Genomic DNA, 15,398 nt, shown 5'->3' on the forward strand with positions numbered 1-15,398 from the left:
CATGAGTCTCAAGATCCATACACCACCTCCACACGGGGGCAGGCTCGTGGATGCAGTAATTAGGGATAAGGATAAGGCCATTAACATGGCTGCTGGCGCAATACCATACGACATAAGGGCCACTAGGGATCCCGTGAGTGGTTTACCCATTAGGAATGTATATAGGGAGATTATGTCAATTGCCTACGGTTTCTTCAGCCCACTGGACAGGTTCATGACTAGGAATGAGACTGAGAATGTGCTTAGGGAGAGGAGACTCCTTGATGGTTGGTTATTCCCATACCCAATGATATTCGACGTTACGGAGGAGGACCTTAGGAAACTCGGTGTTAAGGAACATGATAGATTGTTGCTTAGGCTTAAGGGTCAGCCCTTTGCAGTCCTCGATGTCGAGGAGATCTGGAGATTTGATCCTAAGGATCTGGCTGACAGAACCTTCGGGACCCCTGATAGAAACCCTGAGGTCGTTAAGAGAAGATTTGACGAGAAGCACCCAGGTTGGTTAATATATAGGAGCATGACTGGTATTGCATTGGCTGGCAAGGTTTATGTTGTCAATGAGCCCGTGTTTAAGGACCCATATGGTAGGTTCTGGTATCCGCCGGCTAAGTCCCGTGAGGAGATGCAGAGGAGGGGTTGGAGGACCGTGATTGCCCACCAGACTAGGAATGTTCCGCATACAGGCCATGAGCACTTAATGAAGAACGCGGCTTACCTTGGTGATATCGAGCCGTGCCATGGAATACTCGTTAATGCCATAATCGGTGCCAAGAGACTTGGGGATTTTGTTGATGAGGCAATACTCGAGGGTCATGAAGCAATTAATAAGTATGGCTATATAAGCCCGAAGAGACACATCGTCACCTTCACCCTATGGGACATGAGGTACGGCAACCCACTTGAGTCACTGCTCCATGGCATAATTAGGCAGAACATGGGTTGCACACATCACATGTTTGGCAGGGATCACGCTGCCGTGGGTGATTACTACGATCCATACGCAACACAAATACTTTGGGAGAAGGGCATACCGAGTTTCGGCCTAAATGCGCCGCCTTATGATCTCGATAAGGGTCTCAAGATTAGGCCTGTTAACATTAAGGAGTTTTGGTACTGCCCGAAGTGTGGTGAGATAGCCTATAGCGACACATGCGCCCATTCGGACATGGCCCAGAGGTTTAGTGGTAGTTTCATTAGGGGTTTGATTGCTGAGGGTGTTGAGCCACCGCCAATAATCTTTAGGCCCGAGGTTTATAGGGTGATTGTTAAGTGGTGGAGGTTCTATGGTTACCCATTCGTTAATAGGAAGTACCTTGAGTTAAAGGAGAGGGAGCTTGAGGTCGAGGTACTGCAAATGGAGGTTCCGGTGAAGAGGTGATGGAGATGCCCTACAAGATCTCCGTAATACTGGATAAATCCAGGTTGGAGAGGATCAGGGGTACACCATTGGAGAGGATGGTTAAGGATCTATATGGTGGTTATCTAAAGGTTATTGAGGTAGAGGTACCTGATGAAGTCGCTCAGCGGATCTTGAAGGAGTTTCCGAGGGCTAGGATTGACGCTAGAGGCTTCATTGAGGAGACGCCGGTGGCCTTTAAGAGAGAGCTCTTTGAGGTGATCGCTCAGTTGAGGAGTATTGGTAGGGAGGTCTTTGATGAGTTACTGAAGCCCGAGAGACTTGGTATAATTAAGGAGTTGGCGGCTAAGGAGGAAGAGTACCTGCCACCACCAACCTTACCCGAAGAGAAGTGATATGTTTGGTTTTTATTTAAAAATTAATCTTAATTAATTTATTCAGGTTCTTTACTATGTTTCATAGTTATGAAACAGAGTTTATTAAGGTGCTGAGGACTGAGCTTAGGAATTTAGGAACTGAAATTACTGACGAACAACTTGATAAGATAAAGGTATGCATCAGCGAACTAAAGAGGAGACACTTGCCCCTAAGCGATGCTAGGGATGTGGCTAGGATAATTGCCCAGGTACTTTCCGAAAACCCGTTAATTGCATCAACAAGGGAGGACGTTAGGCAGTTCCTCTCGGTAATAAGTTCCTGTAGGTTAGTGGGTTTTCAATTACGTAGGCATGAGTCAATATACTGCCCAATAATGGTTCCCATGGGTTTCATAGGTGTCTCAATAATAGCAGTAATGGCTCGTCTAGGCAGTATTTCCCTAATTATTAAGAGGGTTGGTGAACCCGTGAGCGATAATGCCTTCTACGCCGAGGACTTAATATTAGTTGGTTACTTCGATACAAATAATCTCACGTGGACTCAGCGATTAAACCCGGGAATTTATCTTGTTGAGGTTAGTAATTCATATGGTGAGGATGTTAATATCAGTATCGACGTGATAACATGCATATTAGAAACCCGAGAAAATCATCAGGAATAAACTCAATGTATACTCGTACTTATAAGGATATTTATTTAATGCATCTTATGCACTGAGCAAATCATATTTATTCAACTGAATATGCACATAATTGATGAGCATATGTTAATGAATAAAAACTACATAAGCAATGGGATAAGTCGACTACTTCAAAAAACAATCGTCTCAGACATGGAAATCGATGATACAATTAAGGAATTATTAACATACATTATTTATAATGAACCAATAACACTATACAGAATTTCCAAAAATACTAGGTTTGCTGTGTCAACAATATACAAGAAAGCCAAGAGGATGATCCAATATGGATTAATAAGGCCATTGAATGATGATGAATTTGGCGGCGAAAGGTGTGTTTACGTGTCCACGGTTAAGGGTCTTCTAACATGTCTAGCCATTAATTGCATTGACGATCCAGGCATTGTTATAAGTAGGTTATGCCAGAGGTGGCATTTAAAGAGTTATTGCTGCCAAAGGGCAATGAAAATATTGAGTGTAATGCCGGTATTACTTGGCATTGATAGTAATGCCCTGAGGATGATTGAAGACCCCAGGGCAATAATGATCTCAATACTTGAGCATAGGGACCAACTAAGGAAAAGTCTCAATCCTGATCTACTGGATGATGTGATTAACACGGCAACGCATTACTTGATCAGCAGGTTAATCATTGATAGTGACATAACCACAAAGTCATCATTACTTGTGGGTAACGAGAGATTTGTAGTGAACATTGACATTAACGGCAGCGCCTATGTATATGTTTGTAAACTCTGCGAGAAGTCATGCATGAATATTACTATACCAAGTGATTCCAATGGATGTGCCCTATTTCATGAGATTAGAAGGTTAGGGATTTGGATCCGCCCACAATCGCCATTGAGCCATCAAAAATCAATCATTGTTTAATTATTTAAGTGAGTGAGGTTTTTACATGCTACGTGAAATAATCATTATTTAATGCCGCGATTTAATAAGTAATAAGACAAGGGTGATCATTATTTCGATCTATGTTGTTGGGGTGGGCCCCTGGGATCCCGAGCTAATTACCGTGAAGGCAATTAAAGTATTGAGTAAGGCGGATGTTATTTTCTACGGTTCATTGATTAATGAGGAGATAATAAGAATGTATGCACCTAGGGCGGAGAAAATATACATGGGCCATGTCAAGGGTGACGACCATAGGGAGTACGTTATTGAGGCACTAAAGATGGCTAGGAGAGGTCTTAATGTTGTTTTTCTCAAGAATGGAGACCCTGTAATATTCGGCAGGGGGATTGAGATCTGCAGGGAAGCGATTAGTAATGGCATTCATTGTGAAGTGATACCAGGGGTCAGTAGCTTCACAGCGGCTGCTGCCCGGTACCTAATCGAGTTGAAGGGCACGATCATGCTTATGGCCTATCCAAACATAGACTTTAATACTGATGCTGACGTTAGAGTCATATTCATGGGGTCGAAGATAGCCAAGGAATTAATACACAGGTTCAGTGATAATAACAAAATCATAATAGTTAGTAGGGTTACTTACCCCGATGAGGAGGCCCATGATATAGATGTTAGTGTCAAGGTTGATGGGCTCGATGTAAGGGCTCCATCATTGATCTTCGTATTAAGGCGTGATGAACATGGAAGCCACAGTACCTAGGTTAGTAATAGCTTCGTATAAGGGTAAGAATGGTAAGACCACCGTGACGTTAGCGCTGGCATATGCATTAATAAGGACTGGTTATAGGATCTCCATGTTTAAGGTTGGTCCAGACTACATAGACCCAAGCTATCACTCCGTAATAATCAACAAACCAAGCAGGAACCTTGATTATGTGCTTATGGGTAACAGGGTAATAACCAGGTTCTATAGGTACTCCATGGATTCCGACATTGCTATCATTGAGGGCGTCTCTGGCCTTTATGACAGCATGGACGGAGTTACTGAGGTTGGTAGCACCGCCCAAGTAGCGAAGTTGCTTGGGGCGCCAGTCGTTCTTGTGATCAATGGCGAGAGGATCAACAGGACTGTGAGAGCCATAATAAGGGGCTTAAGGATCTTCGACCCAAGCGTGAGGATCGTTGGTGCAGTAATTACGAATGTTAACCAGAGACAGTTAGATAAGTTGAGGACTGCCGTGGAGAACGAGGGCCTGGAGTTCCTGGGTTACGTACCGAAGCGCGATGATGTGGAGGAAGTCATGCAATATAGGCACCTGGGTTTAATGCATGCCGGGGAAGTAAATACTCAGCAGTTGATGAATGTATTTAGGGATGCCTCGGACTTCATAGATGTTAATAAGGTGATTAAAATCGCCAGAGAATACTCAGAGCCAATTGAGGTAAGGGATTACGCCAGTCCAAATGAATCCAAGGAAGTCACGACTAAGTTAAGAGTCGGCATATTAGGCGGTAGGGTGTTTACGTTTTATTATCCGGAGACCATTGAAAGGATCAGTAACTTTACAAGAGACCTTAAGTTCATAGATCCGGAGAGGGATCAAGAGCTTGGTGAATTGGACCTATTACTGATTGGTGGCGGTTTTCCTGAGGTCTATGGGGAGGACCTGGAGAGAAATCGTAGCCTTAGGTATGAGGTGAGGAGATTCATAGACTCGGGTGGGTACCTATATGCCGAATGTGGGGGCTTGATGTATTTAACGAATTCAATAATCCATAACAATGAGGAGTATGATATGGTGGGTGCCATAGATGCCACGACAATTATGCATAGGAGACCCATGTGGTATGGCTATGCCAAGGCCAGGGTAATTAGGGACTCCATTATTGGTAATACTAATACCGTATTGATGGGGCACGAATTCCATTACTCCTCATTGATCCTTCACGGCAATTATGACTTCGTTATTAAGTACGAGAGGGGCGTGGGGGTGAATGGTTTTGACGGCTTTCAAATAAATAATGCCTACGCCCATTACCTTCACATCCATCCAGATACTTATGATGTGATTGATAGGATACTCAGAAGAATCTTGGTTAATAAGACCAAGCCCTAGTTTAATTAAGTATATAGTCATTACCACACTGCATTGCCAGTATCCTAGCCTTATTGCCATTATCCATGAATGCCACCGACTTGCAACCATTAATATCCGTTGTGGGGAAGTAATCAACTAACGCCTTCGCAATTACCCTCCTAGCCCTACTAACGGTATTCGCATCCCCATACATATTAATTAATGCCTCATACAGCGAATTAAAGGCGGCAAGCCTAAGGTTATTGGGTAATATGAATAGAACGTTCTTAGGAAACTCCTGATATAACATTATGAGCCCATTACTGAGCCTTTCCCTGCCACTCAGGTAAAGTAATTTTACATAACTCTCAACCTCATCATCACTGAACCCTATTAAGCCCCAGTTACCCTTAATGGCCCCAATCACTGCCTGGGCAGTATCCTCATTTATACCATCAATATTCATAAAATACGCAAAAAGAAGTAACAAATATCCACCCAAACTTACCAAGTACCTACTCCTGCTAATTCTTTTCAGCAATCCCATCATCTCCAGTTCAGAGATCTTCCTGTAAAACGTCGCCTTACTAACATGCCCCGCCAATGACAACCACAATGGGTTTGGACCACCATCTCTCGTAGTCTCACGAATAGTGTGAAGAATAAACTTCAAAATCATCAAATGCGTAATATCAATATCAATGCCAGGTATCATTCAATATTTCTTAATGGCTAAACTAAAAATACTTATTTCACATGAAACTAAACCTAGTTACAATTACTAAAACAATGACGTACATACAATGCGTTGAACTAAATGTATCCAGTGAACTTAACAGTATTTTTATGAATACCATAGACCGATCGAGAAATATGACCCTGGTAGTAGCTTTAGTGAAAACGCTGAGTCATTCATTAATGTCAATAAGGTACTAATTAGTACATTCATTGAATATAATAGTAATATCAGGATCAAGATTTATACTGGGGATGGACAAAATGCTGAAGGAGCAACAGCACCATTAAATGATACTATAAATACAAAATCGAATCTAAGAAAAGAACATACACCATTAATGAAAAATGCTGCTATCATTCCGTAGATACTTTCTATGTAATGATACCCTTAACCACTTAATGCGGGTCTACAATAAAGTAACTAATAGTAATCATCCCAATTTACGAATTAATTGGCATCTTTATGATCAGTGAATTAATTAAGGAATTCCTTATACACATTGGATAATTATTAGGTTTATATTGATCGTCCCTGGGTACAGCATTATCATGCCATATTTCACGTGCATTGTGGAATAGTATTAATAAATACTTTTACATAAATATTATTGTGAGCAATGCAAGCATAATAAATAATATTATTGATAATGCAATAACTAAGGTTAAACTATTCGAGCCTAATTCATTAATTAGAGAGAAGGCTGACTTATTCGTTAAAATTCACTTAGTTCCTACGGAGCAATTAATCAAAATAGAGAAAGGCGTGGTAATTCCCACTACATACATAATTGACCTAGCCGTAATAAGCCCCTCGGTAACACGAATTAAGGATTACCTGGACATGCATGAAAAGGATTCCCTAAGCCTTGGCAGGAGAATGAGTAATGTTAAGGATAGGGAACGATTAATCACTGATTATATAGATTTAATCATAGGTACATTGAGGTTTTTCAAGGATTACTTCATATGCAGGCATGTCCTTGATCACATTGTCTGGGCCTACGATGAGATTATGAATAATAATACAGTGATTGGGTTATTTAGGAATAAGTTTAAGGATGATAGGGAGGTTGATAAGGTCTTAAACGAGTTGTCTAAGCATGTTGTTGCTTCAATCACTGATTTCTACAGTGGGTTGAGGAAGTGGGTTCTTAGTAATGAGTTAAGGAAGCCTTCATATACGCAGTACTTCATAGTTAATGAAGTATTAAGAAGGCTCTCACCCAATGAATATTTAATAGTCATTGAAGCCAATGAGGATTATTTCTACTTAGGACTTCTTAGGGACGTCTCATTAACGAACACTATAATTAAGTTAAGTTAATAATGAATCCATGTAAGGCAGCTTCATCCATTTCTATAATAATATTGAATTACCAAGACAAATAATCTACTAACATCAATAACCTGGCAGTAATTCATGGTAGTAACGCCCTACTACTTATTTGCTAATTTTGTAATTAATGACAGGACAAAACCAATGCTTAATAGGTCTTGTATATAAATGGATATAAATAAGCTTATTGGCTTATTATTGAAGCTATTTTTATACTTTTATATTCTATTCCCTTATTAATTTAATTTTTATAGGTATCTGTTAAGAAATATGTGTAATATAATTGAAAGTTATTTATTTATTTCTGAATAGATTATTAAATTATTTTACATAAAACGTGATAATACGTGTAATAATGTTTATATATCGTGAAGTCAAGTTTTTGACTGATGATCACCGTAATATTCGATCTACTAAAGATGCTGGAATTCGTAATCGCAGGTATTGTGGCTGGCTTACTCGGTGCCCTGGCTGGGCTTGGCGGTGGCGTTGTTTTAACGCCAGTATTAACGTTGTTCCTGAGCGTACCAATAATATACGCCACGGGCTCCGCATTAATATCGACAATATCCACATCAGCCGGCTCAGCCAGTGTATATGTCAAGAAGAGACTAGCCAATGACAGGATAGGCATTAGCCTAGTCACCGCAACAACCACGGGTGCAATAATAGGTTCATTAACAGCAAATTTCGTATATGCACACGGCCTCACTTGGATCATATATGTAATATTTGGCGTAGTACTACTGGCTTCAATAGTGCCAACGGTGCAAAGGAGCACTTGTGAATTACCGCCACTAAGGGACCCGGATCGAACAACCAAGGTCTTCAAACTCTATGGAGTGTGCTATGACCCAGCACTAAAGATTTGGTATAAGTATTGGGGTGTTCGTTGGTGGCTCGGCTGGCTTATCATGCTCTTCGCTGGCTTCATTAGTGGGTTATTGGGTATTGGTAGTGGGGCCCTTAAGGTCCTTGCCATGGATTGGGGAATGAACTTGCCCATGAAGGTGAGTACAACAACGAGTAACTTCATGATAGGAGTGACAGCGGCGACTAGCGGCTCGCTATATTGGTTCTTTGGGTACATAAGTCCATTCATAGCTGCATGCACGGCGATTGGTGTCCTGCTTGGTTCGAGGATTGGCACTAGGATGCTCATGTACGTGACCAATAGGCAGGTTAGGTGGGTCTTTGTATCGATACTGGCTTATTTGGGCTTTAGGATGGTTCTTAGGGGTCTCGGTAGGGAGGGCATGCTGCCGATAACGTCAATGGAAAGAAACATAGTGGCTGCAGTATTCGCATCGATAATAATAATTTCCCTCTACTTCGTATTCACGTACAAGTACCAGGAAACCCAAGACATGACGCTGAGTATTTACCAGGCTCAGCAGGAGAATCCGGGAAAGATTGAGCTTAAGTTCATAAATATAACGAGTAATCTCCTTAAGTACGGCGTCTTCATAAGTATCGCGCTATTAATTCTCGGTCTTATACTCATCTTTGTTCATGGTGGTGGATTGGGAATACCGCTTAATAAGATCGTTGATCCCAATGGACATGTTGATACCTCGGCAATATCGATAATGAGCGTTGTTGTTGGTGATTTAAGGCTTGATGGGCTAAGCCTAATGCTAACAGGGTTATTGGTTTTAATAGCAATACCGGTGATCATGGTTTCACTAAACCTCGCTAGGTTCGCCATGGAGAGAGATGTACTATATACAGTACTTGCAGCAATAACCCTGGTCAACCTGTTCCTCGCAATATTCGTACTTCCGGTAATAATACTTCATGTGTAGGGTGCTTAAAATGTATGTAGTTACCCAAGCCCTGGCAAACCTGGGCTTAATAGCAGTTTGTGGCTTAGGAGCTGGCATACTCGGGGGACTACTTGGGCTCGGTGGTGCCGTTATACTAACGCCACTATTAACAATTCTGCTTAACCTGCCAATACAGTACTCCGCCGGCATTAGTCTCGTGTCTGCAATATCCACGTCAATAATGGCTGGCTCCAGGTTCCTGAGGATGGGCTTACCAAACACTAAGGTTTTCATAGCATTATCCTCAGCAGGCACCACTGGAGCCATAATGGGGTCGTTGATGGCGTACCACATAATAAACTCGGGCTATAACTGGATCCTTTACCTAGTGTTTAGTGGTGTCATGTACATGGCAATGGCCCTCGTGGCAAGGCCCAAGCAACACGTGGTAACGGCATTACCAGTAGACGTAAGGGATTCCTACGTAGTCACCGGGTCCTACCTGGACCAGGCCCTGAAGGTCTATGTGAACTACGGAATACGAAGAAGCAACCTACTCAAGGCATGGGGAGTTATGCTCTTTGGAGGCGTGATATCGGGCCTCCTTGGGATCGGAGGCGGGCCAATAAACATGCTAGCCCTGTACTGGGCTGCCGAGATGCCGATAAAGGTTGCTTCAGCAACCAGCAACCTAATAGTCGGGGCCACGGCGGCAACCAGCGGAACACTTTACTGGTTCTTTGGTTATATACAGCCGTTCATGGCCATGGCATCAGTGATAGGCATAGTGATTGGCGCAAACATATCAACGCACATACTACCCAAGGCCAGGGGATCCACAATAAAGATACTACTGCTCTCAATATTCTCATACCTAGCATACAGAATGCTACTATCTGGATTGAAGAGGGGAGGGATCTTCGTATTGCCAACAGGCATTGAGTATGTAACGTCGTTCATGGTACTAATAATAACACTGGGAATACTATTTGCATTGCGTAAATACATTAATGATTAATATACGGTTAAGGTTTATTAATTTACGTTAAATAATTCCTTAATCCATGACATTAACGTTATCATCCATAATAGCGGAGCTACTGAAGGAGCTAGCTGGTGATAGGAATATCGAGGAATTCATAATCGATTTAATTACAGAGAAGCTTGATCCGCATCGTAGAATTGAGATTTACTTAAGCTTCATGAGGATTACTTAAAGTCAGCCGAAGAGATGCATACCAAGGGTAACCCAGCCCAGACCAGTGATAGGTATTGGGTGCCGTGGTGGCTTTGTTAAACGCCATTACTGAGGCAAGAGAATCTACAGTCATAGGGATTACTACGTAATAATTGAAAGACTGCATAAATAGATTAATGATAAATCGATCCTAACTAACTTCAGCATGGTCGAGAGACTTCATGCAAACTTCTACCACAACTTCATGACCAGGGAAGGCTTTGAAACGCATAGGGAGGCCGTGCTTGAATTGGTAAATAAAATGAGTAAAATTTCGAAGAACCCGAGTGAGACTTGATGAGCGTTTTTCATAGTTGCCGATAATGTGACGGCTCAATTCTTTAGCCATACTGGCAAGGTTTCATTACTAATCAGCAGCCAGAAACATCAACCACCCATCATTAATACACTGGTTGAGAGATAGATTGATTTACGTAACTTCACTTAATACACTGAACGCAGAACTGGCGGCCCCGGTGGGATTCGAACCCACGACCTACGGCTTAGAAGGCCGCCGCTCTATCCATGCTGAGCTACGGGGCCTTGGTATGATTAGTTACTTGGTTTTTTAGCTTTTCTCGTCTAGGCCCTTAGTACCCTTATTGCGAAGCTAAATGCCTTTTCCTCACCTGGTCTTATTATGGTTAGTCCCATGCCATTGTGATATGCATCCGGTGTTCCACTCATTGGTTCTATTGCTATGGCGTTAGGCACTCCCGTGAATATCTGAACGTAAGGCATGCCCTGCCTTATGATCTTGATCGCCGAATGTTGGGACTCCAGTGTTATGTCTCCATTAATTAGGAAGCAGTCATCAAATTCTCTCCTTCCCATGATGTTTAGGTTAAATGGTATTAATTTACCGGTTGGTATTTTATTAATTGTTTCACACATTAATGCTTTCCCCTGGGTATTTATCCTCCAGTCATTAGAGGCTATGAAGTATGGATGAGCACCAACTACCAAAGGCGCACCTCTGAGCCCCGTATTTTTAACAATGAACTCAACATCGAGTCCTCCTTCAACTAGTGCGTATTTGACCATTGATGTTAATTCCGTTGGGTAACCAGGGTGATTAAGAACATGCTTGAGCGATATACTGTTCTCACTGGTGGATGTTACGCTCCATTCCTCGTTTAAGACAAGACCATGAATTGCATGGCCCTCCTTATTCCTAGGTAGCGAATACTTTATTCCTTCAAACTCATACTCCCCATCCCTGACCCTATTCGCGAAGGGTATCATTATTGCTATGCCACTCCACGTTGGTCTGTCAGGATCGCCAGGTAGTATTATGTCCTTACCTGAGACCGACCACTCGAGTAAGTACGCGCCCCTATTGCATATGACAGCTCTAGAGACGTAACCGCCTACTTCGAGGCACCTCACGGTGTTATTTTATTATGGCTTGCTAATTTGTTTTTCGTACTCGGTCTGTGAAAAATACTTTTAAATTGATTATTTAATCAAGCCGTAATGAGCAAGGCAAAGGCCGTTAGTAAAGCTAGGATGGAACCAGTTACCCGAACAATACCCAGTATTCCGCTTGATGTGAGGGCCACGCAGTGGCTTGCTTTTCTGTCGGCCCTAGTGCCATTCACACTACTGGCCTACTACGTTAGGTTATACCCAGTGCTGATTTACGGCTGGTACATAAACGAGTTCGACCCATACATAAGGCTCTTCATGGCTGAACAAATGCTTAAGTACGGAACAATCAAGGGACTCCTCTGGTGGCTCCATAAGGGCTACGGCGCATTATTCACACACTTCTGGTACCCATGGGGAGCCAATTGGACAACCATATTGTCACCTGGTGTTTCCTGGCTCGGTGTACTCGCTTACAAGGTACTATCACACTTCGGCTTCGACCTACTACAATCAGTTATTCTACTCCCGGCAATAGCTAATGCTGCGGTTGTACCGGCAATGTTTTACCTTGGTTATAGGCTTGGTGGTAAGTATGTAGGTATATTGGCAGCCCTATGGTCTGTATTCACCACTATGTTCCTGCAGAGGGGCACGGCAGGTTGGTTTGCCGCGGAGCCCATATTCCAATTCATAGCCACCCTAGGCATTGCCTTCTATATCGAGTCCTTAGTGAGGAAGGACAATTACTGGATACTCTTTGCAATAATTTCGGCAATATTCAACGGAATAACGACTTGGGTGTGGGGTTCCTACGTATTCCTATGGAACTTCTACGGATTATTCACAATAATAGTATTACTTTACCTGCTCATTAGGATAGCCAGGAGGCAGAACCTGCCCTTCACCATTGACAAGCTTGTGATAACCTACGTACTCACTGACCTTGGGTTCTCAGCCTTCGTAGCAATAACACCAAGGTACGGCTTCCACACACTGATATCTGGAATGGGCGGCGTAGCCAATGCAGCCCTACTATTCTCAATAATAGCCTATGCACTAATTAAATTATATCCAAGGTATCCAAGGATCATGGTGCCCGTGGTCAGGTACTTCCTAGTCGCCATTGTTGTACTTGTTGCCGTAGTCATCGGATTAAGCTTCACTTCAATAGGTGGTAAGTTCCTTGGCGCCATAGCGCCACTTGCCAGGAGCGCCATCGTACAGAGCGTTGCTGAGCATTCTCCATCAACGCTCCAGCAGAGTATGTACAATGTCTCAATAACGATACCATTCGTAATATACACAATACTCCTTTCCATAATGTCACTCTCACTACCAGCAGTACTAATTGGCCTTGGGTCCTTGGCGGCTGCGTACTTCGCGTCATCCGAGGTTTGGCTATTCATGCTCCTTGGGTTATTCTGGGTACCTGCTGCAGCATACGGTTTCGTAAAACTCACAGAACTTGTATTGAATAGGCGCGCATTGATTGGTATTTCCCTAGCGGCCCTATTTAGTGTCATACTCGCCATAGCCCTCGTGATTAACATACAACCCGCGCTATCAATGTCCATAATGCCTCAACAAATAGTTAGTACGGTATCACCGCCGTATCCAACGCCCGACTGGCTTGATGCACTTCAATGGCTATCCTATAACACGCCGCCCAACGCCACCGTACTCTCATGGTGGGATTACGGTTATTGGATCTCGATCATAGGGAACAGGACAAGCCTAGCCGATAACTCAACAGTAAACAGCACGCAAATAGCGCTAATAGGTAGGTTCTTCATGTCTAACCCATACAACTACACGGGTGTCCTGGAGGATCTGAATAAACTTCATGACCCACAGTACATACTAATATTCGAGCCATACTACATATATGGACCTGTGAATGCTACGAATACGGGTTTAGGATCAAGCTCGATGTGCATCCTCATACCTGAGTACCCAGCAGGCGGTGACTTTGCAAAGAGTTATTGGATGGCTAGTATAGCCGGTTACTCAAGTAGCTACATAGGAAACACATTCATAGAACCCGTGAAGCTAGGCTCATCATATATTTACTTACCTTATTCCAACATAACAGTAGTCAACAACACATTGGAAGGCTATTCCGCAGCGTATAATGTCACCTTGTATGACTTAATGTTTAACTCCGAAGTATCCAGCGCATCATATTCGGTATGGCTGACATGTACAATGAATGGTATACCAACGTATTGGATATTTGAAAGCATACCAACGGTGATCCCAACAACCAGTGGTTCATCATATACTATAAAACTTATGTATCAAAGCATACTGTCTAACTATGCCGGCATACCGTCGCCACTCCTTTCCTCACCACCACCCTGGGCTCAATTAGTCTATGTCTCTAGACCATATGGTTGGGTGATAATATATAAGGTAAACTATGCATTATTGGAGGCATTGGCGCATAACCAAACGCTTTCGACTCCCTAAAATCACTGACTATTGCTTACTTGAATGCCCTGAAATTAATGCATCCATTATATCCCGGCTTAGTTTAATCCTCCCGCTCATTACCTTCATTAACAGCCTTTGCCTACCATACCTATCCTCAGGCGAGTACTTAGGTGGGTGCGGCACCTCGAGCTCGCCGCCACAGTATGGGCACTTGTCCTTCCTCATTGTGTACCTACCGCAGTTCCTACATCTCCTCAGTATTGAGTCCATAATAGTTCACCTACGTTACTCGCCTACCCTAGTAAAACTGGCCTCGCCGCCCCTCTTCTTTATTTCTGTACTTACTAGGTTAACCACATCCTTTAGTATTTGCTCTAGTTTCTTTGGGTCCTTACCAACAATATCCACCCTATACCTAGGTGGACCTATTGTGTATATCCTAATGCCGTCGGCGCCCTCCTTCTTTGCCAGATCCATTGCCTTTAAAAGCACGTCCCTAACGTGCTTAACACCATCAGGCTTTATGCTTATCATCCTAATGATACCCGAGATCTCCACAGGCTCTGCCTCAATCCTCTCCTTGGCAACCTCCACAATTGCATTAATAACATTATCACTAAGCCCCAGCTTCCTTAGGTCGTCAGGTCCATACTTAACCACATTCTCAAAAATCGATAGGAAATCACCATAATAATCCTCAAGTTTCCATCCAAATTCCCGAAGGGCCGTTTCGAGTGGTATGTTCAACTTCTTTGCAACAAGTTCGAGGAGCTTAACACCCCTAAGCGTTCTCTTCCATCTGGTCAGCTTCTCCTTCTTCTCCTCCTCCCTAACCTTCCTGAGTGAAACATCAACTAGTCTCCTCCTGGCATCAACCCTAATAACCCTAAATACAGTCTTCTGCCCGGGCCTTAGGTAGTCCTTAATCTCGTGAAACCACGACTGAACAACCTCATTAATTGGCGCGTAGGCCTCCATGCCTCCATACTCATCGAGCAGTACATACACGCCGTGCTCCAGTATTCTATATACCGTGCCAACTACGAGCTCACCTATGTCAGGTAATTCCTTCCTGGCTATCCTAACCGTTAATACATTCCTCTTGATATCATCTACCCTCTCCTCTCTCTTACTCATCAATCATTGGCAAGA

At 43.0% G+C, this 15,398-nt stretch carries 16 protein-coding genes and 1 tRNA gene; 12 read left to right on the plus strand and 5 right to left on the minus strand.

Going from position 1 to position 15,398, the window contains the following annotated elements; all coding sequences use genetic code 11:
* Position 1: 1 nt before the first annotated feature.
* The 6 genes from sat (at position 2) to Vsou_RS12805 (ending at position 5,404) form a co-directional block, all read left to right on the plus strand.
* Positions 2-1,378, plus strand: coding sequence for a sulfate adenylyltransferase (gene sat, locus Vsou_RS12780; RefSeq protein ID WP_188603191.1), 1,377 nt, complete (start codon positions 2-4; stop codon positions 1,376-1,378).
* Positions 1,379-1,383: 5 nt separating this feature from the next.
* On the plus strand, positions 1,384-1,752 hold the full coding sequence (locus Vsou_RS12785) for a DUF6955 family protein (protein WP_188603249.1): 369 nt from the start codon (positions 1,384-1,386) through the stop codon (positions 1,750-1,752).
* 56 nt (positions 1,753-1,808) lie between these two features.
* Entirely contained in the window at positions 1,809-2,396 is a 588-nt protein-coding gene (locus Vsou_RS12790; protein ID WP_188603192.1) for a hypothetical protein, read from the plus strand.
* A gap of 102 nt (positions 2,397-2,498) precedes the next feature.
* Entirely contained in the window at positions 2,499-3,308 is an 810-nt protein-coding gene (locus Vsou_RS12795; RefSeq protein ID WP_054844476.1) for a hypothetical protein, read from the plus strand.
* Between the two features lie 82 nt (positions 3,309-3,390).
* Positions 3,391-4,047 carry an SAM-dependent methyltransferase gene (locus Vsou_RS12800; RefSeq protein ID WP_188603193.1) on the plus strand — a complete coding sequence of 219 codons (657 nt, stop codon included), beginning with the start codon at positions 3,391-3,393 and terminating at the stop codon, positions 4,045-4,047.
* Positions 4,022-5,404, plus strand: a complete 1,383-nt coding sequence (locus Vsou_RS12805) for a cobyrinic acid a,c-diamide synthase CobB (RefSeq protein WP_308419820.1) — start codon at positions 4,022-4,024, stop codon at positions 5,402-5,404. The genes Vsou_RS12800 and Vsou_RS12805 overlap by 26 nt, the downstream gene beginning before the upstream one ends.
* A gap of 1 nt (position 5,405) precedes the next feature.
* Here the strand turns inward: Vsou_RS12805 and Vsou_RS12810 are convergent, their stop codons facing one another.
* On the minus strand, positions 5,406-6,080 hold the full coding sequence (locus Vsou_RS12810; RefSeq protein ID WP_229709805.1) for a hypothetical protein: 675 nt from the start codon (positions 6,078-6,080) through the stop codon (positions 5,406-5,408).
* 633 nt (positions 6,081-6,713) lie between these two features.
* Here Vsou_RS12810 and Vsou_RS12815 point away from each other — a divergent pair.
* The 5 genes from Vsou_RS12815 (at position 6,714) to Vsou_RS13335 (ending at position 10,740) form a co-directional block, all read left to right on the plus strand.
* Positions 6,714-7,427: a hypothetical protein gene (locus tag Vsou_RS12815; RefSeq protein WP_188603194.1), complete on the plus strand. Its 714-nt coding sequence runs from the start codon at positions 6,714-6,716 to the stop codon at positions 7,425-7,427.
* A 401-nt stretch (positions 7,428-7,828) separates the two neighbouring features.
* The gene (locus tag Vsou_RS12820; RefSeq protein ID WP_188603195.1) at positions 7,829-9,244 is read left to right on the plus strand and encodes a TSUP family transporter; all 1,416 of its coding nucleotides are present in this window, start codon (positions 7,829-7,831) and stop codon (positions 9,242-9,244) included.
* A gap of 10 nt (positions 9,245-9,254) precedes the next feature.
* Entirely contained in the window at positions 9,255-10,223 is a 969-nt protein-coding gene (locus Vsou_RS12825; RefSeq protein ID WP_188603196.1) for a sulfite exporter TauE/SafE family protein, read from the plus strand.
* 46 nt (positions 10,224-10,269) lie between these two features.
* Entirely contained in the window at positions 10,270-10,422 is a 153-nt protein-coding gene (locus Vsou_RS13330; protein ID WP_308419821.1) for a hypothetical protein, read from the plus strand.
* Positions 10,423-10,608: 186 nt separating this feature from the next.
* Complete coding sequence (locus Vsou_RS13335) at positions 10,609-10,740, plus strand: hypothetical protein (RefSeq protein ID WP_308419822.1); 132 nt, start codon at positions 10,609-10,611, stop codon at positions 10,738-10,740.
* A 167-nt stretch (positions 10,741-10,907) separates the two neighbouring features.
* Here the strand turns inward: Vsou_RS13335 and Vsou_RS12835 are convergent.
* Both Vsou_RS12835 and Vsou_RS12840 read right to left on the minus strand, forming a co-directional pair.
* A tRNA-Arg gene (locus Vsou_RS12835) sits at positions 10,908-10,985 on the minus strand.
* A 39-nt stretch (positions 10,986-11,024) separates the two neighbouring features.
* Positions 11,025-11,831, minus strand: coding sequence for an aldose 1-epimerase (locus tag Vsou_RS12840; protein WP_188603197.1), 807 nt, complete (start codon positions 11,829-11,831; stop codon positions 11,025-11,027).
* A gap of 87 nt (positions 11,832-11,918) precedes the next feature.
* On the opposite strand from Vsou_RS12840, the gene Vsou_RS12845 reads away from it, so the two are divergent.
* Positions 11,919-14,282, plus strand: coding sequence for an STT3 domain-containing protein (locus Vsou_RS12845; protein ID WP_188603198.1), 2,364 nt, complete (start codon positions 11,919-11,921; stop codon positions 14,280-14,282).
* A 9-nt stretch (positions 14,283-14,291) separates the two neighbouring features.
* Here Vsou_RS12845 and Vsou_RS12850 read toward each other — a convergent pair whose 3' ends face one another.
* Together Vsou_RS12850 and Vsou_RS12855 are read right to left on the minus strand one after the other, a co-directional pair.
* Positions 14,292-14,516: an RNA-protein complex protein Nop10 gene (locus Vsou_RS12850; RefSeq protein WP_054844471.1), complete on the minus strand. Its 225-nt coding sequence runs from the start codon at positions 14,514-14,516 to the stop codon at positions 14,292-14,294.
* 15 nt (positions 14,517-14,531) lie between these two features.
* Positions 14,532-15,383: a translation initiation factor IF-2 subunit alpha gene (locus Vsou_RS12855; RefSeq protein ID WP_188603199.1), complete on the minus strand. Its 852-nt coding sequence runs from the start codon at positions 15,381-15,383 to the stop codon at positions 14,532-14,534.
* Between the last annotated feature and the right edge of the window lie 15 nt (positions 15,384-15,398).

Origin of the sequence: Vulcanisaeta souniana JCM 11219 (genome assembly GCF_026000775.1) — an archaeon.
Classification (GTDB): Archaea; Thermoproteota; Thermoprotei; order Thermoproteales; family Thermocladiaceae; genus Vulcanisaeta; species Vulcanisaeta souniana.